The following is a 22,509-nucleotide window of genomic DNA, read 5'->3' as shown; positions in this document are numbered from 1 at the left end:
TCAGTCGACTGCCTTGGCGAGCGATTCATTGGTGTTGCGAATACCGTTCTGATCAAGAACCAGTTCGGCATCGGTGAGTGCCAGCGGAGTAACTTGAAGCGTGTAGCGCCATCTGGTTTCCGGCAGGTCGCGGTAGGCCGCGAGGACACCGACGTAACGGCTACCCTCTCCCACAGTCAGCTTGAGTTCGACGGTTTCACCCGGACGCAGCTCCAGCTCTTCGCTGGTCACCATGTCCGGAGCCAGGGACTCCTTGGCGCGCTCATAAAGGCTGAAGAAGTCCGCATTCTCGAACGCCACCGGGTGCTTGAGCTCGAACAGGCGTACCACGATCGGTGACGGACGGCCGTTGAGGTCCGGGTTCAAACGATCACTGGCCGTCAGCTTCAGGTTGAGCTTGGTGAGATGGGAGTACGGCGAAAGCGTTGAGCAGCCGGCCAGCACCACCAGGGCGGTCAGCGCAGCCAGCGTTTTAGAGAAAGCAGTCATACGGCGAGACATGCGCATCATCCTTGGTGATCGGTGTGGAGGGTGGAAATCAGGCGAATCTGCTCTTCATAGGCCTGGGCGAAATCGCGGGCCATCAAACGCTCGCTCCAGTCATCATCCTGGCGCAGCGCCTGGTGATAGCGCCCGTAAGCTCTCCAGCGACTGCCGGACGTGGCAATCAGCGGTTTGTTGTCGCGCTCGAAACGCAGGGTGAGCTGTTGCGGCGAGAAGTGTTCCAGGGTGCCGCGAACTGCGGCGCGGCTGGCGGTCAGCAAAGCCACCTGATGCGCCTGCAGATCACGGAATGCGCGGGATATCGCCTGCTCGGCCGGCAACTGCCCAGGCTTGCCTGGCTGCAACAGAATGCCCAGTGCTTCACGAGTATCGACGGCAAACTTCAACGGGTTCTTCTGACTGCCCTGAACCGTGGTCTGCGCCAGGCGTAATTCGTTTTTCAGCTCGCTGCGGGTGCGCAGGCTCTGTTGCAGACCGCCGATGCTTTGCTTGAGCAAACGGGCTGCATTGAGCGCCAGTGCCTCTTTTGCATCGTGATCGAGATCCTTGAGGTCAACCCCCAGAGCCACAGCAAACTTGTCCCAGAAAGCCTCGGACTGACGCTCGACCGGTGGCGGTGCGGGCGCAGGTTCAGGCTTTTTCGCAACCTCGACCAGTTCCGGCACCAACAGGCTTTCCATATCGATGCGGGCATAGTCGGCACGCTGCCGTCCATCATCGATAGCGGTGTTCGGGGAGATCAACTCCTCGATTTCCGAATAGACACGCTCCTGCTGGTCAAGGGCGTTCAGCGGGTCCAGGTCGAGGAAAGCATCGTCAGGGATGATGCTGCCTGCCGCTTGTGGACGACCGACTTCCACGTCGAAAGTGGCCGGGTCACGAACCAGCCGCGCACGAATCTCGAAGTCACCCAGGACATACACACTGCCGTGTTCGATACGTACGGCTTCACCCTTGCGCAGACGCGCGCCGTTGGCACTGTCCTGAATACCGTTGCTGCTGGTATCGGTCAGGAAAAACGTTCCCTCGCGATAGCTGATCAGCGCGTGATGGTTGGACAAATGACGCTTGCGGTCCGGGATGATCCAGTCGCAGTCCTCTCCCCGACCAATCACGCCACCAGCCTGCTTGAAGGTCTTCTGGCACAACTCCGTGGGCACGAACTGCTTGGTGTTAAGCATTTCGAAAACCAGTTCCATGATGATGCTCCTTGCGGTCACTTGCCGCGATTGACCGCCTGAGGATCACCCAATGGGCGATAGGTGTTGTCGTTGAATTTGTAATTGCCGCTGCAGCCGCCAAGGCCGCATAGAACGACAAGTGTCAGCAGGAAGGCTTGCCAGTGACGAACAGACATCAGAGGGTCTCCAGGAGTAAGCACAAAGCGCCGGACCTTTCGGAGGGCGCTGTTAGAAGCGGATGAATTGGAAAAGAGTGTTGTTGCCTACCCATTGAAATCACCCAGATTGATATTCAGGCGCTCAAGGCGGTAAAGCAGCGTGCGCCTCGGCAAGCCGAGTTCACGCGCGGAAAGAGTCTGGTTGCCATCGTTCTTGCGCAGGCAATCGAGGAGCATGCAACGTTCTACCTGTTCCAGGCGCTCGCGCAGATTGAGGCTGCTGTCCAGAGGAATGGCTTCTGTGCGCAGGGAAAAGTGTTCGGCCAGCAACTCACCGCCCTCGCACAGCAGCACGGCACGTTCGACCAGGCCCTTGAGCTCGCGAACGTTGCCGGGGAAGGCATAACTGGACAGGTGAGTCAGTGCCGAATCCGACCAGCGCAACGACTCACGCTGCAGGAATGCACAAGTCTTGTCGGCAAAGTGCCGAGCCAGGTCGACAATGTCGCCTTCGCGCTGACGCAAAGCCGGCAGTTCGATAGGAAACTGCGCAAGGCGGTAGTACAAGTCCTCGCGGAATGTGCCTTCACTGACCATCACCGACAGGTCCCGGTGCGTGGCGGCGATGATACGCACGTCGATCTTGTGAGTCTCGTTGGAACCCAGCGGCCGAATCTCGCCTTCCTGCAGGACGCGCAGCAGCTTGGCTTGCAGGGCCAATGGCATGTCGCCGATTTCGTCGAGCAACAGGGTGCCGCCATTGGCTGCGTCGAAAAGCCCTTCACGGTCAAAGTCAGCACCGGTGAATGCGCCCTTGCGATAGCCGAACAACTCGCTTTCGAGCAGGTTTTCAGGGAATGCCGCACAGTTCTGCACGATGAATGCCTTCGAGTGGCGCGGGCCGAAGTCATGAATCGCCCGTGCGACCACTTCCTTGCCCGTCCCCGTCTCGCCGCGCAACAGCACGGTATAAGGGCTGTGCAGGACTTTGCTGATCATCGAGTAGGTACGGCGCATGCTTGCGCTTTTGCCGATCAGACCGTAATCGCTGGCATTGGGCACGCGGGCCGATGCAACGGGCAGCTCATCCGTGGGCTGACGCAGGCGCTGCATCAGATGCAACTGGCCAAGTACAAACGAGCCAAGCTGCCCGAGTGAGTCGGCAAAACCTTGCAGGTCGACATGCCGACGGCTCGCGCACAACAATACGCCTTCGACGGATTTCTGATGGGTGACCATGGGGACACACAGCAGCGACTGCCATGGCGTGGCCTGTGCCGGCAGGAAGCTGGTTTCATGCAGGCTGCCGCTCAGTTCACTGAGGAACAGCACACGATTCTGGCTCAGGGCGAACTGCAGCAACTGTTCGTCGCTGTAATCAACCGGCAAGCTCGCCGCTTCCCGTGGTTGCAGGATGCCATCAAGGCACTCGGCATTCATGCCCAGGCAGGTGTTGGTGGCATCCAGCAGGTAGAGCTGAGTCAGCTCGCAACCGCTGAGTCCGGCCAGCCCGCGCACAAAGCCACCCAGCAGATCGGCACCGCTGGCCGCCCGCGACAGTTCAGCGTACTGCGCAAGCAACGCTTCGGCATAGGCCAGTGGCTGAGGCACCTGAGTGAACATCACACCCACCTCAGGCGAACTCGCACGTCACACTGGCGTTGCCGTCAAGCGTGGCGTGAACCCGCTTGAGGCTTTCACCGGTGGCCATGGCATCCAGAAGGCGGTCGGCCACCAGCGGCAGAACGTGCTGATCCAGCAAGTGATCGATCAGGCGCGCACCGCTTTCGCTCTGGGTACAACGCTCGGACAGGTGATCCACAAGGTTCTGGCACCAGGTGAACTCCAGTTGGCGACGGTTCAGGCGCTCGCCCAGACGACCGAGTTTGATCTCGATCAGCTCGCGCAGCACCGGGCCGCCGACCGGGTAATACGGCACGACGCGCATACGGGCCAGCAGCGCCGGCTTGAAATGCTTGCTGAGGACTGGGCGGATGGTTTCTTCCAGCACTTCGGCAGACGGACGCTCGCCGTTTTCGCACAGTTCGGCGATACGGTCGCTGCCCAGGTTCGAGGTCATCAGGATCAGGGTGTTGCGGAAGTCGATCTCACGCCCTTCCCCGTCGTTGGCCACGCCCTTGTCGAAGATCTGGTAAAACAGGTTGAGCACGTCCGGGTCGGCCTTCTCGACCTCATCGAGCAACACCACGGAGTAAGGCTTCTGGCGCACGGCTTCGGTGAGCATGCCGCCTTCGCCGTAACCGACATAGCCCGGTGGAGCACCGATCAGGCGGGAAACAGTGTGCTTCTCCTGGAATTCGGACATGTTGATGGTGGTGATGAAACGATCACCGCCGTACAGCAAATCCGCAAGCGCCAGCGCGGTTTCGGTCTTGCCGACACCACTAGGACCGACCAGCAGGAACACGCCCACCGGTGCGTCCGGCTTGTTCAGGCCCGCAGCCGTGGCGCGCATCGAACGATCAAGCGCATGTACGGCCTGTTCCTGACCACGAATGCGGGTACGCAGGTCAACGGCGAAACTCGTGACCTTGGCATTGTGCTCACGGGCCAGTTGCGACAGCGGCACACCGGTCCAGGCGCTGATCACTTCGGCCACCAGACGCGGGCAGACTTCGAAGCTGACCAGACGCTCCTGGGTCTGGGCGGCGGTCAAGGCGCTATGGGTCTGGTTCAACTCGGCTTCCAGCGTCTCGACACTCAGGGCTTCGTCGGCTTCATTGCTCAGGGTTTCGATGACCGTGCCTTCGGCGTCTTCTTCGACACTGATGGTCGGCTCGACCGCTGCGGCTTCACGGGCCTTGGCCAGTTGCTGACGAAGTTCCAGCAGACGCTCGGCCAGTTGCTTCTGTTCGGTCCACTGGCTTTCCAGAGCGCTCATTTCGCTTTGGGCTTCCTCCAGTCGGGCTTCCAGTGCATCAAGGGCTTCATGGTCGATCAGCAGACCGGCTTCGGCATCACGGCGCAGCGCCTGACGCTGGCGGCCACCTTCAGCCAGCTCGCCACGCAGGCGCTCAAGGCTCTCAGGAGCCGCGGCCAGGCTGATACGCACACGGGCGCATGCGGTATCGAGAACATCGACAGCCTTGTCCGGCAACTGGCGGCCTGCCAGATAACGGGCAGACAACTCGGCGGCACACACCACGGCGTCATCGCGCAGGTAGATACCGTGGCTCTTCTCGTAAACCTGAGCCAGGCCACGCAGGATGGTCACGGCTTCGCTGACAGTCGGTTCGTGCAGTTGCACCGGCTGGAAACGACGGGCCAGGGCCGGGTCTTTTTCAAAGTACTTCTTGTACTCCGCCCAAGTGGTGGCGGCGATGGTACGCAACTCGCCACGGGCCAGTGCCGGCTTGAGCAGGTTGGCTGCATCGGAGCCACCGGCATTGCCGCCTGCGCCAATCAGCGTGTGGGCTTCGTCGATGAACAGGATGATGGGCTTTGGCGAGGCTTTGACTTCGTCGATCACACCTTTGAGGCGTCGTTCAAACTCCCCCTTGACGCTGGCACCGGCTTGCAACAGGCCCATGTCCAGGGACAGAAGCTCTACGCCCTTGAGAACTTGTGGCACTTCACCCGCGGCGATGCGCGAAGCCAGACCTTCGACGATGGCGGTTTTACCCACACCGGCTTCACCGACCACAATCGGGTTGTTCTTGCGGCGACGGGCCAGAATATCGACCATCTGACGGATAGCGCCGTCACGGCACAGTACCGGATCAAGTTTGCCGTCACGAGCCTGTTGGGTCAGGTTGTGGGTGAAGCGCTCCAGCAGCGACTCGCCCTGCACTGCCGGTTTTCCGCTGGCCGGTTGTTCTTTCTGGGACAGAGCGAACTCTTTCAGACGTTCAACATTCAACTTGGCCAGCAATGGTTGGTAGCGGCTACCGGCATAGCGCATCGGGTTGCGCAGCAGTGCCAGGATCAGTGCGGCCTGCTCGACCTGGCTTTGGCCCAGCTCAAGGTTGGCAACCAGCAGCGCATCCTGCAGCCATTGCACCAGCTCCGGCGCGAACACCGGGTTGCGCGAAGCGCTGTGCTCGACCCGCGACTGCAAGGCTGCGCTCAGTTCACCGGCATCCACTTCGGCATCCTGCAAAGCGCGCGCGAGCAAGCCTTGGGGACGTTCCAGCAGGCCCAGCAACAAGTCTTCGACGAGGATTTTGCTACCGCCACGGGCAACGCAGCGCTCGGCCGAACGTTCCAGATCACGACGGGTTTCGGCGTCCAGTGCCTGAATAAGTTGTTGCAGGTCTACGTTGATCATGGGTCATCTGTCCTTAATGAGTTTTGCTGCCCAGGGTTACCACACCGTCCGCTTTTTCGCGGCCGAGCCAACTGGTCCATCCCAGGCGACAGGCGTTTTGTTCACCGATGCGCAGTTCGCGTATTTCTTCCTGGCGCAGTACCAGGCGAATGTCGTAATCAAGCGGGTCACGCAAGGTGAACCGCACCAGCGCGCACAGCGGCTGGTAGCCGAAACCGATTGGCAGGAACTCGTGAAAGCGCTGCCAGTCGAGCTCGCGAATGTGAATGCGGAACTTGCCGCTGCGGTCGCGTACATGTTCACCCAGCACCAGGTCTTCCCCGAGCATGCTGTTGGCGCAACCCAGACGATTGCGCTGCTCGTCGAGAATTTCCACCCGACGCTCGATGCACTGCTCGATGGTCAGTTCGGCGTGCTTGAAGTAGTAACGCAGCACCGCTTCGATCAATGCTGCCGAGTGAGCACGCAGGCTGAGCAAGCCCAGATATGGCAGCAGGCGCTTCCAGTTCAGTTCCTTGGCGCGCCGGATCTCTTCACCACCAAGGCCGATCAGGGCGAAAAGATGCGAAGAAAACGCATCGACCGCGCCGCTTTCGAAGCTGGCCCGATAGCGGTATTTTTTCCAGATCGGCAGCATCAGCCGTTGCAGACGATGGTGAAACAGATCGAGGAAATTGCGGGTCGGGTTGCCGTCCTCGCTGTCGCCCAGCGCCTGTTCGCCATAAAACGCAGGCAGCGGCGAACCGGAACCCACCAGACCGATCAGGTTGAAGCGCATGCGCGCTCGCATTTGCCCGTGCTCTTCAAAAAACTCCACGCGATCAACGTCACTGCCAGGGAAACCCAGGCTCGGGTTGGCCTGGAATTCCAGCTGGTCGTACAGGTCGTCCTCGCTCAGGTACGGGTGCGCCTCGCGCAGCCGGTCGATGACCAGCAGCACGGCCTGAAACAGCGAGTACTCTCGTATACTTCGGGTCAGCCCGCTTAAAGCAGGGGCTGAAGGCCCATACGTGGTGTCCATTGGTACACCTCTCCCTGTGTGCTTTTTACCCGCAGCTCATGGTACGAATTGAGACTGGCGTAAAGCGCGAAAAACTCGTTGAGAACCGAAGCGAACACGAACAGGTCGCCTTCGCCGATATACCCTTCCGGGTCGATGGTCAGTTCGGTGCGCAGACCGCGTACCGGCAGACCACGGTGCAACCGGTCCACGTGTTGATGCTTGATCGACTTGAGCCCGCCCAGCAGGCGCTTGCTGACCTTTTCCGCGTGCTGGTCGTAGTAGCGCGGCAGGTCGTAGGTTTCCAGAATCACCTTCAGTGCATTGACGTCGGCCAGGGACAAATAGTTAAGCGACATGTTGCTGATCAGCTTCCACAGGAAGTCACGGTTCAGCGGCGGCGCAAAACTCGACGTGGCCGGGGTGATATTGCGAAAGCTCAGGAACTCCGGCGTCTCTTCACAGGCCACGCAGATATCGCCGAGCTTGAGCTTGCGCGGCAGGTTCTGGTTGGTGCACATCAGCTCGATAGACAGGGTTTCGTGGGCTTCGGTATGACGGATACCGAAGCTCAGGTAAGTGTCCAGGCCGTGATGCAGCAAGGATGAACGCTGGCGGATACTGTAATGCGGACGGCTATTGGGCACATCGAAGCTCGGGTCATGTTCAAAAGACTCGAACGGCACGTACTCCTGATAACCGAGGCCACCGGGCTTCCAGCCGGTCACGGTTTCTACCGAGAACACACCACAGTTTTCCAGATCGTATTCCGCTGGCAGAAGCAGGTACTCGTCCTGTTTGCCATCGAGACGGATCGGCAGCGCATCGTGCTTGAACAGGTTGACGATGGGCGTGCAGAACAGCTTCACGTTATCCAGGGTCGGACGCAGGCGCTGGATGCCGCTTTTACGGATATCGAAACGCAGTTCCAGGCCACGCATCTGCTTGAGGGTGTCTTGCGGCAGCGCTTTGAGAATATCCAGGCCGTTGACGTCGACGAACAGGAACTTGTCCTGAAAGGCGAAGTATTCCTGCAGGTAGCGATAGCCGCGGAAGGTGTTCAGCGGATACGGGATCAACGCCTCTTCCTCGGCAAAACCCACCGGCTGTACGCGGTCGCCCGGTATCTTGAATGCCATCGGAATGTCGTTGACGCCATTGATAGGCTTGCCGGCTCCGTCCAGAGGAATCAACTCGATGCCTTCCAGATTGCGCAACAAGCTGAGGTAAAGCATCTGGCTGATATAGCGCTCACCGGCGAAGTGCAGGCGCAGACGGCTCAGTTCCAGTTCGCCCAGATGACCATCAGCACTCATCTCCAGGCGCAGACTCAACAGCGAACCGTCGCCCTTCACCGAGTAATTCAGTGCCGCCAGATCCAGCGCCAGCACCTCGGTCGGGTAGCAGGTACGGAAACGGCAACGCACGTCATCCTTGGGCACGCTCTCGACGGGCGTATCACGCTCGACATTCAACGCAGGCCCTGAACGCTTGAGCGGATCGAACTGCAAAATACTGAACGCCGGCAGCGGCCGCATATAGTTGGGCCACAGCAACTGCATCAGCGAATGGCTGAGCTCCGGCAATTCGTCATCGAGCTTCTGGCGCAGACGCCCGGTCAGGAATGCAAAACCTTCCAGCAACCGCTCCACATCCGGATCACGCCCGGCCTGCCCCAGAAAAGGCGCCAACGCCGGGCTACGCTCGGCGAAACGGCGGCCCAACTGACGCAGTGCGGTGAGTTCGCTTTGGTAGTAGTGGTTAAAGGACACGGGTTACCTGCCTGGTAGTGGATCTCATGAAAAAGCGGTTCTGCTGTTTTTCAAGATGCGATGGACATTAAAAATGCAACTGAGTTCTTATTTGATGATGCGATAAACAATCGCAACAACATGCTAACTATGGGCAGATCGAAACATCATTGATCGTCCACTCACGCTGAGTACCCTCAGTGACTTTTTCTACATTACCCAAGTACTGCCGCAACCTGGCACCGTCAACCACTTTAGTGCCAGTCGCATCACTTATTGTCAGAAAATAGTTGTCCGGAATCTGTCCAATCACATCTTCCCCATAAGAAGCAAAACTCGCCACCAATGCTCGGGAGTCTGTTTCAGACTTTACGTTGCGCTCCAGCGAATGCAGGTTGGAACTGTTGGAAATCTTCATTTCTAGTGTTTGGCTGCAACGGTTCTTGACATAAACATGGTTGTTGTAAACCTGCTGTGCAGCACAGCTCGTTAGAGAGGTAAAGAGCAGGATGGAACCGACGACTTTAATCATCGAATTCAATCCTTGCCAGCCAGAGCAAGCTTTTGACGTCCTGTTCGGAAGCAACCATACGGCTCCGTAACTCGGAGGCCAAGACGGTGTATTTGCTGAAGTAATGCATCACGTCCACTTCACCCGATTCTGGAGTTGGATGATTTTCCTTCGGGTTTTGCATCAGCGTGGAAGAGTCTTTGTGCGTCCATGAGTAGGTAGGAATCAGGCCCCCACCATATTCGTTGAGAATCAAATGTCCGAATTCATGAGCAGAAGTTTCCTTAAACTCTTCTTTTGCAGAGGTTATTGCAGTCAACGCGCTCAAGCCTTGGAGAGTAACTAATTGCTCATAGGCATAGCCGGCGTTGTGATAAACCTTTCTGGCAATAGCCAAACTGGTCGAACGCCCGAAGTCCGCTGATAGCGAATCAATAAGCGGAAAGTCGCCAGCTTTTGGTAGGGTATTGACTTCTGCCTTGACAGTTACTTTGTAAACGCCCTTGTTCGTCGTAATGCCACTGGCGATACCTGCACCACGCGAGCCATCACGCGACCAATACAGCTCAATCCCTTCCTTGGCCCAACCCAGCAATGTACTGAACGGTGTTGCTGCCAAACCCGGTGTAGAACCGCAGCTGCCGCCATCGGAGAAGCTCGGGCGCAGCACGGTTTCAACGGTCAAGGCGTTACGGTCGATACGCACGTCGACCCATTTCACTTCGTTAGCCGAACACTTGAGTTTCAGATCGACAACCTGGGTTTCTCCGTCCCCAGTCGCTGTCAGCCGTACTTTAAGGTTGGGGCTTTTCAAAACCCGGGTATCGAGAATCCCCGTGCTGTCATAGCCGTCCCACTGCCAGGCATGCTCACCATTAGGGAGAAATGGTGCTGTATTGGGCTCGGAATAAATCAGTTTCTCACCGTCCAGAACCTCCAGCTTCACGTTGTCGGCGGCGGACTTGCGGTTTTCAATTACAAACTCGATCAACTCACGATTCTTTGTTGCCCCCTTCTTGAGTTCATCGAAGTCAGGCACCTCCAGCGGCGTGAGGATCGAATTACCGCCAGACTTCAGGCCAAGCTGATAGTCAGGTTGAGTTTTTTTCTCGTCGGCCATGGCGGTTGGCACAAGCGCATCTACGATCGTACCCAAAGTGGCTGCTGCTACTGCGGTGACTGCGGTGACTGCCGCAGCAGCGGCACCGGAAAGTCCGGAGAACGGAGCCGGCGTATGCGTATTCCCGATAATCACCGTCCCGGACCCGGCCGTCACCTTGTTGCCATGACTACCCACCGAACCTACGGTCGCAGCCGGTTTGCCATTGATCAGAACGGTTGTTGCAAGATCACCCACCAACGCACCGCCACAGGCCGAGGCATCGCCTTGGCGGGCGGCCGGGAGGCCGTCGAAGAAGACGTCGCCGGAACCGGCGGCAATCGGGTTGGTGCCGTGGCCGGAGACAGGGCAAGCAGTCGGGTCGGATACGCGTGCAGCGGGTTTACCGGACATCGGAGTCTCCTTAGTTGACCTTCACTTGACCGCTACCATCCAGGCGCGCGGCGAAACTGACCTGACGTTTGAAACCATCAACTTCCAGCAGGCCTTCGATGCTGAAGGACAGGCGAAGCTGATCGTTGTCACGCGGCAGGGAAATGACACGCACGTTGCTCAGGCGCGGCTCGTAGGCTTCGATGAAGCTTTCGATGGCCAGGCGTGCCTGACTCAAGGAATCGTGCAGGCTCAGGCGCATGTCATTGAGATCGGGTAACCCGTAATCGGACAGCGTTTGCACGCTGCCCGCACGGGTGCTGAGCATCTTGGCCAGATGGGCAGCCACGGACGACATGGCGGAAACCTCGCGGCTCCATCCGACGCGTTGATCCGCGTCGCCATTCAGGCGTTCGAAAAGGCTGCCGTATCCAGTCATGAGTTGCTCCTTACTCTTTGTCCAGCTTGCCAACCAGCGACAGGGTGAAATCGGCACCCATGTACTTGAAGTGCGGACGCACGTTCAGGCTGACGCGGTACCAGCCCGGCTCCCCTTCTACATCGCTGACGATGATCTGGGCAGCGCGCAGCGGGCGACGGCCACGCACTTCGGCGCTTGGGTTTTCCTGGTCGGCCACGTACTGGCGAATCCACTTGTTGAGTTCCAGCTCGAGGTCGGTACGCTCTTTCCACGAACCGAGTTGCTCGCGCTGCAGCACTTTCAGGTAGTGAGCCAGGCGGTTGACGATCATCATGTACGGCAGTTGGGTGCCGAGCTTGTAGTTCAGCTCTGCTGCCTTGCCTTCTGCGCTGATGCCGAAGAACTTCGGCTTCTGCACCGAGCTTGCGGAGAAGAACGCCGCGTTGTCGGAGCCTTTGCGCATGGTCAGGGAAATGAAGCCTTCCTCGGCCAGTTCGTATTCACGGCGGTCGGAAACCAGAACCTCGGTAGGAATCTTGGTTTCGATTTCGCCCATGCTTTCGAAATGGTGCAACGGCAGGTCTTCAACAGCACCACCGCTCTGCGGGCCGATGATGTTCGGGCACCAGCGGAACTTGGCGAAACTGTCGGTCAGCTTGGTGCCGAACGCGTAGGCCGTGTTGCCCCACAGGTAGTGCTCGTGGCTGTTGGCGACGGTTTCCTTGTACACGAACGATTTGACCGGGTTTTCTTCCGGATCGTACGGGTTGCGCAGCAGGAAGCGCGGCACGGTCAGGCCAACGTAACGGGAGTCTTCCGACTCACGGAAGCTCTGCCATTTGGCGAATTGCGGGCCTTCGAAGTGATCTTTCAGATCCTTGAGGTCCGGCAGACCGGTGAAGCTTTCCAGGCCGAAGAATTTCGGGCCGGCAGCGGCAATGAACGGCGCGTGGGACATGCAGGCTACGCTGGAGACGTACTGCATCAGTTTCACGTCCGGGGAGCTTGGGGACATGTAGTAGTTGGCGATGATCGCGCCAACCGGTTGTCCACCGAACTGACCGTATTCAGCGGTGTAGATGTGCTTGTACAGACCCGACTGCATCACTTCCGGCGAATCTTCGAAGTCGTCCAGCAGGTCGTCCTTGGAGACGTTGAGGATTTCGATCTTGATGTTTTCGCGGAAGTTGGTGCGATCGACCAGCAATTGCAGACCACGCCAGGACGATTCCAGGGACTGGAAGTCAGGGTGGTGCAGAATTTCGTCCATCTGACGGCTGAGCTTGGCATCGATCTCGGCGATCATGCGGTCAACCATGGCCTTCTTGACCGGCTCACCGTTGTTCTGCGGCTTGAGCAGTTCTTCGATGAAGGCAGATACGCCGCGCTTGGCGATGTCGTAGGCTTCGTCGTCCGGTGTCAGGCGGGTTTCGGCAATGATGCTGTCGAGAATGCTGTATTCGCCGCTCTCGTTGCTCTTTTGCTGTGCTGCGCTAGTGCTCATTGTGTTGGCTTCCTTGACTGATAGAGGCTCAGGCTTTCGGGGCTTCGGCGTTCAGACCCAGCTCACCGAGTACGCGACCGCGGGATTCGTCGTCGGCGAGAACGCCTTCGATGGCTTTGCGGAACGCAGGCGCGTTACCCAGCGGACCTTTGAGGGCCACCAACGCGTCGCGCAGTTCCATCAGTTTCTTCAACTCTGGCACTTGCTCGACCAGGCTGGCCGGGTTGAAGTCCTTCATCGAGTTGACGCGCAGCTGCACGGCCAGCTCTTCATTGTCGCTTTCTTCCTGAAGGCGATTCGGCACGCTCAATGTCAGACTCAGCTCTTGCTTTGCCAGCACTTCGTCAAACGTCATTTTGTCGATGCTGATCGGCTTGCGATCTTCGATCTTGCGTTCGTCCTTGCGGTGCGTGTAATCACCGATTGCAAGCAGCTTCAACGGCAGTTCGATCTCTTCCTGTGCACCACCGGTGGCAGGTTTGAAAGTGACGTTGATGCGTTCCTTGGGGGCTACCGAGCCTTCTTTGGCCATGGCTTTTCTCCTTGCGGTTGTGGCCCTGGGGCCTATTCGAGTACCACTTCGAGGTCGAGGTGGCACAGCCTGCGATAAATCTCTTCCTTGCGTTCACGCACTGCATGGTTCTGCGGTAACAACTCGTAGCAGCTATGCAGTAAATGCAGCACTTCCAGCGCAAGATCGGGCTCCCAGGCGCTCAGGCCTGAGTCCTGTAATGTTTGGTCGAGTGTTTCGAGCTGAGTCCTGGCCAGTTCGTATTTCTTGGCCATGAAGCACAGCCGCGCGAGTGCGAACTGCCAGAAAAACTTTACCCGTCCGCCGTTGGCGCTCTGCAAGCCCTGCTTGAGAATCTGCACGGCAGCCTTGAGGCCTTCCTTGCGCAGAATCGGCATGACATCTTCGAGGGCCTGCTCCCAGGCCGGCTGGATGTCGGCAACTTCAACCTTGCGCGGCGCACTGGCAGTCTGCAGGTGCGGCATGACATTGGCGCTGATCCAGGCGCGGGTATTCGGATCGGCAAACGGTGCGCCGTCGTGGAAACGCAATTCGATAATGCCGGGCAGGCGCTGGATCAACAGTGCAAAGTGGATTTCCACTTCGCGCATGGCCAGTTCGGCGTTCAGGGCTTGCAAACATTCCCAGACCATCCGCTGACCATCGAACCAGAATGGCGCCTTCGTCAGGCTGGCCTCCAGCTCTACCAGCAGGTCGGCATATTTGCCCTGGTCGTAACGATCCTGATAAGCCTTGAGTTTGTCTGCCGGCAGCCCGCGCAGCGCGGTGATCTGCTCGGCATTGCGCTCAGGAACCGCATCGATAGGCAGCCACAGCAGCGTGCGGCTGAGGCGCAAGGCACGCAGGTCACTGGCTTTCTGCTTGAGCCACCAGGCGCACAGCGGACGTGCGTTTTCCTGTTGGGCACGCAGGGCCTTGTGCGCCTCCTTCTCGTTGTCGATCGGCGCACCGGGCGTGAATAACTGGGTAGCGGCCTGCTTGACCTGAGCAACCGCTGCACCCACCACGCCAGGTTCCGGCTGGTTGTCGGCAGCGCGCTGGACCATGCTTTTAAGGCGGCGGGAAAGTGGCAACAGCAGTGGAGCATCATCGCCCAGATGTTTGGTGCACGCATTGTCGAGACCTTCAAGGTGCTCGACCAGACGGCGGAACAGAGGCAGTTGCTCTTTGATGGCAACGTTTTCGTTCAACACCTGCTCAAGGCGTGACACCAGCCAGCTGATGCCAGCGGCACGAGTACGAGCCTTGCTCGGGAAAACCTCGGGCCAGTGATTCTCGCAAAGATGGTGTAAAAGCCCGAGACCTGCCAACAGCCCCTGGAAGGATTCACGCTGATAAAGGGACCAGGTCAGCCAGGCGCCTACGCGCAAATCCTTGGACTGGGTACGAAGGAGAGCTTCACTGTTTTCGCGAATTTTCAGCCAGTCGATCTGACCGCTTTCGTGCATGGATTGGGCTTTATTCAGCTCGCTTTCCAGAGCCTCATACTCGCTTGAAAAGCGAACGTCCTCTCCCGCAAAGCTTTCGGCGCAAACCGGTGCCTTTGCGAGTTCGAGGTAATGAGCTGAAAGCTTACTTGAGTAGGACATCCATGACCTTCAATTACGATCACATCCAATATGGCCATTACAAGTGCAATGGCATAAGACAGCGCGAAGTGGTAGCGAACCCCTGGTTTAATTGGGAATCCCACCTTCTGAGGCCGTGGATCTTACTCACGGTGATGGCCACTAGCAAGTACTTAAACAGCAAGACGAAACTTCTTTATCTTTTGTAGGGATTTTCTTAAATCGCGAGAACTAATGATACCAGGCTGATGTCACACATCTCTGCCTCAGTGCGGCCCACACGGGATGGAACCCCATCCGGCACATCGCAACGGACGACATATCCATCCAGGCGAACCACTCTCTGCGAGGATGAGAACCATCATGTAAGATGATGGCAATTAGCAATCATCTATATATCAACAGCACCCACCACTAACTCTTGCGATTATTATTTTTATGCACGGGAACTAATGATATCAATATGATGTCGCCAGCATCCTGGCACTTGGCAATATGCAGACAAACATGTGCCGTAGTTATGACTGAATGTCATGACCAGATGAATACATACAAGTGACAGGTAATGAAAAGACCATCCTCAGGGTTACCCGGAGATGTCTAGGGGTATTTCCCCATTGCTGTGCATACATACACAGCAATGGAGAAAAGAAAGGCTTGATGACGAACCCGGGTTACTCCTGACTCCCTCCAACCAGCGTCTGCACTCTCAATACCTTGTTACCTGCCGTCACGTAAGCCCAGCGCTGTGAGCCCGCAGAGCAGAATGCAAGGTTGCCGGTATCCTCTGCAGCCACCTGCAATTTCCCCAGCAGTTCGCCTTTTGGCGAGAACACCTGGACACCTTCTTTGCTGCTGCTCCAGACATTGCCTTTGCTGTCGACCTTGAGGCCGTCGGGGATACCCGGAGTGATTTCGGCAAATGTCCGGCCATTGCTCAGTGCGCCCTTGTGTACCTGATAGACCATGATCTTGTGGGCCAGCTTCGGGTTCTTGAAGTCGTGGGCCAATTGCGAGTCGGCGACGTAGAGCAGGCTTTGATCAGGCGAAAAGGCCAGGCCATTGGGTGAATGAAGGCCCGGTGCCTTGAGGCGCGTCAGCTCCTTGAGCAGCGGGTTATAGCGATACAGGTATTCACCGCCCTGCTCCGGCTTTCCTCCGTAACTCTCTGCCTTGTTCAAGACGCCAAAGGTCGGATCGCTGAACCAGATATGGCCGCTCTTGTCGACGATGACATCATTCGGGCTGTTCAGGCGTTTGCCCCTGTATCTCTCGACCAGGGTTTGCCATTTGCCATCCTTTTCCTGACGCACGATTGCCCGTTCGCCGTGGGAGGCTGCAACCACGCGCCCCTCGGCATCCAGTGCCCGCCCGTTCTGATAGTGAGCAGGATCCAGCAAGGTCGTGACGCCGCTTTTCTCGTCCCAACTCATGACTTTGTTCGCCTTGACGTCACTCCAGAGCAGTCGTCCATCTGGCAGGCACAGCGGGCCTTCTGCCCACTTTGCTCCGTCGGTGAGCAGTTCCACCTTCGCATTGGGCTCGACTAGCGTGGAAAACGAAGGGCTGGTGGCAACCACCGTTATGGGCGAAGCCGCATCCGCAGCCATGATCTGGCTGGTTGCCAAGAGTGAGCTGCCCAATAGCAACAGGGACACTTTCTTTCGTAATTGCCGCATATTCCGTCCTTATATGAAGATACGTACGAAGCTGGTTTGACGGTAATCGGCGGCCGAAGTTTATTCCCGATGTCTATTGGCTACGTAACAGCTTCCAGACGACGATGCTCACCAGACCGATCAAGGCGCAAGCCGCGAGCAGAACCAGACTGTGTGATGAGCTGAAAGCCTGCTGCCCGGCCAGAACGAGTTGCTGCGCCTGATGCCCGCCCAGCGCCTTGGCAGCCATCATCGTTTCGCCGATCGAGCGCCCTGCTGTTTCGGCGATATTCAAGGGCAGGTCACCCGGCAGACGGATCGATCTTTCATAGCTGGACGTCAGAATGATTCCGAACACCGTGATCCCCAGCCCTGAGCCAAGATCATAACTTGTCGCCTCCAGAGCCCCGGCCGAGCCGGCTTTCTCGACTGGCGTATTGCTCATGATCGCGACTGAAGAAGCTGTCATGCCAACGCTGAGTGCCAGTCCGAGTGTCGCCAGGATGAAAATGACCCTCACACCGTTGCTGCCCAGGTCTGCAAGCGCCAGCCCCAACAGCGATACGGCAGAAACCAATAGAGAAAAGCTCGCCACCCGTCTCAACCCGGTCGCCTGAAGAATCATGCCTCCCAGTGGCCCGCCCACAGCGGAGCCAATCATCAGTGGCAGCATGAAAATTCCGGCCTCCAGAGGCGTTTGCCCGAGCACGAATTGCAGCTCCTGAGCGAGCATCAACTCAACCCCGGCAAGCGCTCCCATGACCATCAGTGACATGACAACACCTGCGCTGATCGCCGGAACAGAAAACAGGCTCAAGTCGAGCATTGGGTCGGGCGAGCGCAGTTGTTTACGTGCAAACCAGCACATCATCAGGATGCCGAATGCCAGGAAGAGAATCGTCATCAACAGGGAACAGCCTGTCCTGAAGCCGGATTTCAGGCCATATACCGTTGCCATGATGCCGAAGATCAGAATCAGGGCCTGGCCTATGGGCCACTTTCCGTTACTGCCTGCCGATAGCAGACGCATCGGGATATAGGCCCTCACCAGAGGCATGACAACAAGCATCACTGGCACGTTTATCAGGAATACCGAGCCCCACCAGAAATGCTCGAGCAGCGCCCCGCCAGCAAGCGGTCCCAGGGCAGCTCCTGCGGAAGCGACTGCACCCCAGATGCCCAGCGCCATAGCCCGTTCGCCTTCATCATTGAACGTCTGGCGAACGATGGCCAGGGTGCATGGCATGACCATGGCAGCACCAAAAGCCATGAACGCACGCGCCCCGATCAGGGCCGCGGCACTCGGAGCAAATGCCGCAAGAACCGAACCCGTACAAAAGATGCCAAGCCCCAGCAGCAACATGCGCCGATGACCGACTCTGTCGGCGAGTGTCCCCATGGGGATCAACAGGCTGGCCATCAGCAGCGGATAGATGTCGATGATCCACAGGACCTCGGTGCCGGTTGCCTGCAGGGCCATGGAAAGCGAGGGGACTGCCACGTGAAGAATGGTCAGATCCAGTACGATCGGCAGGAAAGCCATCATGACCGCCAGCAATACCAGCCAGCGGTTTAAAGTTCTACCCGACAAGACAGCTCATCCTTTTCAATACAGCACCACGAAAACACTTGGGCAACCCTTTATTCTTCACCAGCCGAGACACGCTGTGCTCTTTCACGCAGCCCCATGATCAGGACGAAAAACACCGGCACGAAAAGCACCGCCAGCGTTGCCGTGAGCATGCCGCCCATGACGCCGGTCCCGATCGCCTGCTGGCCGGCCGAGCTGGCCCCCGAGGCAAACGCCAGTGGCACAACCCCGAAAATGAACGCCAGGGATGTCATCACGATGGGCCGCAGACGCAGACGAGCCGCCCGGATACTGGCCTCGACCCTGCCCATGCCTTGAGCATGAAGACTCGTCGCGAACTCAATGATCAGGATGGCATTCTTCGCCGAGAGTCCGATGATGGTGATCATCCCGACCTTGAAGAACAAATCATTGGGCATGCCGCGCAAGGTAACAGCCAGCACCGCGCCGATAATCCCGAGAGGCACCACCATCAAGACTGCCGCAGGAATCGCCCAGCTTTCATAGAGCGCCGCCAGGCACAGAAACACCACCAGCATCGACAGCCCGAGCAGCAGCGGCACCTGGCCGCCGGATATGCGCTCCTGCAAGGAAAGCCCCGTCCACTGTAGGGCAAACCCTGATGGTAGCCCCGAAGCCAGACGCTCCATTTCCTCCATCGCATCACCAGTGCTGTGCCCCTGCGCGGGCTCGCCGGACAGACTGATCGCCGAGTAACCGTTGTAACGAGTCAGTTGTGCTGGCCCTTTCGTCCACTTGATAGTGGCGAATGCGGAAACAGGCACCATGCGCCCCTGACGGTTTTTGACTTCCAGGCGCAACAGGTCTTCAACCTGCTGCCGACGATCTCCCTCGCTTTGCACGATCACCTGCTGCATGCGGCCAAGATTCGGGAAGTCATTGACGTAAGCTGAACCCAGTGAGGTCGACAGCACGCTGGCGATATCCGAGAACGAAACCCCCATGGCGTGGGCCTGCAAGCGATCCACGTCAATATTGATTTGCGGGGTTTCCGCCAGAGAGGCTTCGCGCACGTTTTGCAGGATCGGGCTGTCGCTGGCTCGACGCAACAACTCGTCACGAGCCTGTCGCATCGCGTCATACCCTTGTGAACTGCGATCCTGCAACCAGACCTCGAAGCCGCCCGATGTTCCAAGACCTTCAACGGGAGGTGGCAACAGACTGAAGACCATGGCGTCCTTGAGACCTGAAAACACGGCAGTTGCCCGGTCGGCAATGGATTGCGCGGAATCCTGAGCCGCTCGCTCGGACCAGTCTTTCAGCGTGGTAAAGGCAAGCGCAGCATTCTGCCCGCTACCGGAAAAGCTGAAGCCGAGAATCATCACGGTATTGGTAATACCGGACTCCCGGGTGTTGTGTGCTTCGATCTGCCTGGCCACTTCAATGGTGCGTTGCTGACTGGCACCTGGCGGCAATTGAATATCGGTGATGGTATAACCCTGATCCTCCATTGGCAGGAACGATGACGGCAGACGGGCAAACAGCAGCCCCATGATGCCTGTCAGCAATAGAAAGATGACCATGTAGCGTCCAATGCGCCCTACTGCCTTGCTTACCAGATTTTCGTAGCCCTGACTGGCTTGCTCGAAGCGCCGGTTGAACCAGCCGAAAAAACCTTTCTTTTCGTGATGCGAGTTTGCAGGTATCGGCTTGAGCATGGTGGCACACAGAGCCGGTGTCAGGCTCAGGGCCAGAAACGCCGAGAACACAATGGCAACGGCCATGGAAATCGAGAACTGCTGATAGATCACCCCCACCGAACCCGACATGAATGCCATGGGAATGAAGACCGCTGTCAGCACCAGGGTTATTCCGATGATGGCGCTGCTGATTTCCTCCATGGCTTTGCACGTCGCTTCTCTGGGTGAAAGCCCTTCCTGGGCCATCAGTCTTTCGACGTTTTCCACCACCACAATGGCATCGTCTACCAGGATGCCGATTGCCAGCACCATGCCGAACAGTGTCAGCACGTTGATCGAGAAGCCGATCACATACATCACGGCAAAGGTGCCCATCAGGGCGACAGGCACCACAAGGGCCGGGATCAGGGTGTAGCGGATGTTCTGCAGGAACACGAACATCACGATGAACACCAGCACCATGGCTTCGATGAGGGTGTGAATGACTTTGGTGATCGAGACCTTCACAAAAGGAGACGTATCGTAAGGAATGTCGTATTTCACACCCGCCGGAAAGTAGCGCGAGAGTTCATCGAGCTTTTGCTGCACCAGGGTCGCGGTGCTCATCGCGTTGGCTGCCGGCGCCAGTTGCACTCCGACGGCCACCGATGCCTTCCCATCCAGACGGGTGGCGAAATTGTAGTTCTGGGCACCGACTTCAACCCGGGCCACATCGCCGATGGTGACGGTTGAACCGTTGGTGTTCGACTTGAGCACAATCGCGGCAAACTCCTGAGGCGTGCTCAACTGCCCCTTGACCATGACGGTAGCGGTCAACTCCTGATCCGTGGAGGACGGCAAATCACCAATGCTGCCCGCCGCAACCTGTATGTTTTGCTCGGCAATAGCCTGGCTGACATCAGCCGGAGTCAGATTGAAAGCCACCAGTTTCTGCGGATCGATCCAGATGCGCATGGCACGTTCCGAGCCGAATAACTGGGCCTTGCCCACGCCTTTCAGGCGCTTGAGTTCGTTGATCACGTTGCGCGTCAAATAGTCGCTCAGCGCAATCTCGTCCAGACGACCGTCAGTGGAAGTCAGCGTCGCGATCATCAGGAACCCGGCGGATATTTCTTCCAGTTGGAGGCCCTGCTGGCTGACCGCACGAGGCAAGCGCGGCTCGATGACTTTCAGACGGTTCTGCACATCGACCTTGGCCAGCTCGGGGTTGGTGCCCGGCTGAAAGGTAATGGTCATGGTCGCCGTGCCCTGGCTGCTGCTGGAGCTGAAATACAGCAAATTGTTGACGCCGTTCAGCTCCTGCTCGATCAGGCTCACCACGCTCTCATCGATGCTATTGGCGGACGCGCCAGGGTAAGTGGCCGTCAGTTCGAGTTGAGGCGGCGCAACGCTGGGGTATTGGGCCACTGGCAGCTGAGGTATTGCCAGCAGACCGGCCAGCACAATGAACAATGCGATGACCCAGGCAAAAACCGGCCGGTCGATAAAGAACTGCGCCATTACTTCTGCTCCTGGGCCAGGGCATCCGCGCCCTCTTCCTGCACGGTGACTGCACTACCCGGTTGCACATGTTGCAGCCCGGAAACGATGACCTGGTCACCGGCGTTCAGACCGTTCTTCACGATCCAGCGATTGCCTTGTACGCCTCCCAGCTCAACGCCCCGCTCCAGAACCTTGCCCTCATCCACAATAAGAACCAGAGCCTTGCCTGCCGCATCACGTTGTACAGCGCGCTGAATGACGGTAATGCCTTGTGCCGTGCGAGCCTGATCAAGCTGTACGCGGATGAAGCTGCCGGGCAGCAGCTCATTTTTCAAATTGGGAAATTCACTGCGCAGCGTGACCTGACCGGTGCCTTGATCAACGGTCAGGTCGGAAAACAGCAACGTCCCCTTGTGCGGATATGGGCTGCCATCTTCCTGAATGAGTGTCGCGGTAATCTGTCCCGGCTCAAGCTGCTGCAATCCGCCTTGCTGCAACGAGCGACGCAGCTCGCTTATCTGGCGGGTGGACTGGTTGATGTCGGCATAGATCGGCTGTAACTGCTGGATGGTTGCCAGAGCAGTTGCATCGCCCTGCCCGACCAACGCGCCTTCGGTAACCAGCGCCTTACCGATTCGCCCCGAGATGGGCGCAGTGACGGTTGCATAATCGAGGTTGAGCCGGGCGCGTTTGAGCGCAGCACGGGTTGAGGCGACATCGGCCTGGGCCTGCAGGAAGCTGGCGCGAGCGTTTTCGGCGTCCTGACGGCTGACGGCGCTGATCTTTGTCAGCTCGGCATAACGCTCGGCCTGCAGACGAGTCTGATACTCCGTCGCCTGTGCCTTGCGCAAAGCCGCTTCGGCACTTTCGAGATCGGCCTGAAAGGGGGCAGGATCAATGCGGAAAAGCACATCGCCCTGCCTGACATCGGAGCCTTCACGGTAAACCCGTTGCAACACGATCCCTGCGACCCGGGCACGGACCTCGGCGACCCGTGGCGAAACCAGGCGGCCATTGAGTTCAGTGGTGATGATCAGGGGACGCGTCTTGACTGTTTCCACCTTCACTTGAGCCGGCATGTCTGGCTCAGCCGTGGGCTTGCCACAGGCAGTCAGTGCGGCAAGACAGGCACACAACAGAAAACGACTTGGATCGAGACGGAATAAAGACGGCATTGTGGCGCTCCCCTGAAGATAACGCCATGCTA

General features: G+C 58.1%; 17 protein-coding genes. All 17 read right to left on the bottom strand.

Features of this window, described 5'->3' with window-relative positions; all coding sequences use genetic code 11:
• The 17 genes from tssJ to CKW23_RS16515 all read right to left on the bottom strand — a co-directional run bounded on the left by tssJ (position 1) and on the right by CKW23_RS16515 (position 22,477).
• Entirely contained in the window at positions 1-501 is a 501-nt protein-coding gene (tssJ, locus tag CKW23_RS16600; RefSeq protein ID WP_025260175.1) for a type VI secretion system lipoprotein TssJ, read from the bottom strand.
• 5 nt (positions 502-506) lie between these two features.
• Positions 507-1,703, bottom strand: coding sequence for a type VI secretion system-associated FHA domain protein TagH (gene tagH, locus CKW23_RS16595; RefSeq protein WP_025260176.1), 1,197 nt, complete (start codon positions 1,701-1,703; stop codon positions 507-509).
• A 17-nt stretch (positions 1,704-1,720) separates the two neighbouring features.
• A complete protein-coding gene (locus CKW23_RS16590) occupies positions 1,721-1,861 on the bottom strand; it encodes a hypothetical protein (protein ID WP_025260177.1) in 141 nt (46 codons plus the stop codon).
• Positions 1,862-1,948: 87 nt separating this feature from the next.
• Positions 1,949-3,466 carry a sigma-54-dependent Fis family transcriptional regulator gene (locus tag CKW23_RS16585; RefSeq protein ID WP_025260178.1) on the bottom strand — a complete coding sequence of 506 codons (1,518 nt, stop codon included), beginning with the start codon at positions 3,464-3,466 and terminating at the stop codon, positions 1,949-1,951.
• 10 nt (positions 3,467-3,476) lie between these two features.
• Positions 3,477-6,131 (bottom strand): type VI secretion system ATPase TssH, encoded by a 2,655-nt coding sequence (tssH, locus tag CKW23_RS16580; protein ID WP_025260179.1) that lies wholly within the window; start codon positions 6,129-6,131, stop codon positions 3,477-3,479.
• 13 nt (positions 6,132-6,144) lie between these two features.
• Positions 6,145-7,152, bottom strand: coding sequence for a type VI secretion system baseplate subunit TssG (gene tssG / locus CKW23_RS16575; RefSeq protein ID WP_025260180.1), 1,008 nt, complete (start codon positions 7,150-7,152; stop codon positions 6,145-6,147).
• A complete protein-coding gene (gene tssF / locus CKW23_RS16570; RefSeq protein WP_095067989.1) occupies positions 7,116-8,903 on the bottom strand; it encodes a type VI secretion system baseplate subunit TssF in 1,788 nt (595 codons plus the stop codon). Before tssF ends, tssG begins: the two co-directional genes overlap by 37 nt.
• A 127-nt stretch (positions 8,904-9,030) precedes the next feature.
• The gene (locus CKW23_RS16565; protein ID WP_095067988.1) at positions 9,031-9,414 is read right to left on the bottom strand and encodes a hypothetical protein; all 384 of its coding nucleotides are present in this window, start codon (positions 9,412-9,414) and stop codon (positions 9,031-9,033) included.
• Positions 9,407-10,906, bottom strand: coding sequence for a PAAR domain-containing protein (locus CKW23_RS16560; protein ID WP_095067987.1), 1,500 nt, complete (start codon positions 10,904-10,906; stop codon positions 9,407-9,409). The genes CKW23_RS16565 and CKW23_RS16560 overlap by 8 nt, the downstream gene beginning before the upstream one ends.
• 10 nt (positions 10,907-10,916) lie before the next feature.
• A complete protein-coding gene (gene tssE / locus CKW23_RS16555; RefSeq protein WP_025260184.1) occupies positions 10,917-11,324 on the bottom strand; it encodes a type VI secretion system baseplate subunit TssE in 408 nt (135 codons plus the stop codon).
• Between the two features lie 10 nt (positions 11,325-11,334).
• The gene (gene tssC, locus CKW23_RS16550; RefSeq protein WP_025260185.1) at positions 11,335-12,810 is read right to left on the bottom strand and encodes a type VI secretion system contractile sheath large subunit; all 1,476 of its coding nucleotides are present in this window, start codon (positions 12,808-12,810) and stop codon (positions 11,335-11,337) included.
• 28 nt (positions 12,811-12,838) lie between these two features.
• Positions 12,839-13,342, bottom strand: a complete 504-nt coding sequence (tssB, locus tag CKW23_RS16545) for a type VI secretion system contractile sheath small subunit (protein ID WP_025260186.1) — start codon at positions 13,340-13,342, stop codon at positions 12,839-12,841.
• 32 nt (positions 13,343-13,374) lie between these two features.
• Positions 13,375-14,931, bottom strand: coding sequence for a type VI secretion system protein TssA (gene tssA / locus CKW23_RS16540; RefSeq protein ID WP_025260187.1), 1,557 nt, complete (start codon positions 14,929-14,931; stop codon positions 13,375-13,377).
• Between the two features lie 653 nt (positions 14,932-15,584).
• Positions 15,585-16,589 (bottom strand): SMP-30/gluconolactonase/LRE family protein, encoded by a 1,005-nt coding sequence (locus CKW23_RS16530; RefSeq protein WP_095067986.1) that lies wholly within the window; start codon positions 16,587-16,589, stop codon positions 15,585-15,587.
• A 73-nt stretch (positions 16,590-16,662) separates the two neighbouring features.
• Positions 16,663-18,159: an MFS transporter gene (locus CKW23_RS16525; protein WP_371856572.1), complete on the bottom strand. Its 1,497-nt coding sequence runs from the start codon at positions 18,157-18,159 to the stop codon at positions 16,663-16,665.
• Positions 18,160-18,209: 50 nt separating this feature from the next.
• Complete coding sequence (locus CKW23_RS16520; RefSeq protein WP_095067985.1) at positions 18,210-21,320, bottom strand: efflux RND transporter permease subunit; 3,111 nt, start codon at positions 21,318-21,320, stop codon at positions 18,210-18,212.
• The gene (locus CKW23_RS16515) at positions 21,320-22,477 is read right to left on the bottom strand and encodes an efflux RND transporter periplasmic adaptor subunit (RefSeq protein WP_095067984.1); all 1,158 of its coding nucleotides are present in this window, start codon (positions 22,475-22,477) and stop codon (positions 21,320-21,322) included. The genes CKW23_RS16520 and CKW23_RS16515 overlap by 1 nt, the downstream gene beginning before the upstream one ends.
• Between the last annotated feature and the right edge of the window lie 32 nt (positions 22,478-22,509).

The sequence above is a fragment of the Pseudomonas sp. Irchel 3A18 genome (assembly GCF_900187465.1).
GTDB lineage: Bacteria > Pseudomonadota > Gammaproteobacteria > Pseudomonadales > Pseudomonadaceae > Aquipseudomonas > Aquipseudomonas cichorii.
The sequence above is the reverse complement of the archived record's forward strand: the minus strand, read 5'-3'. Positions and strand labels throughout refer to the sequence as shown.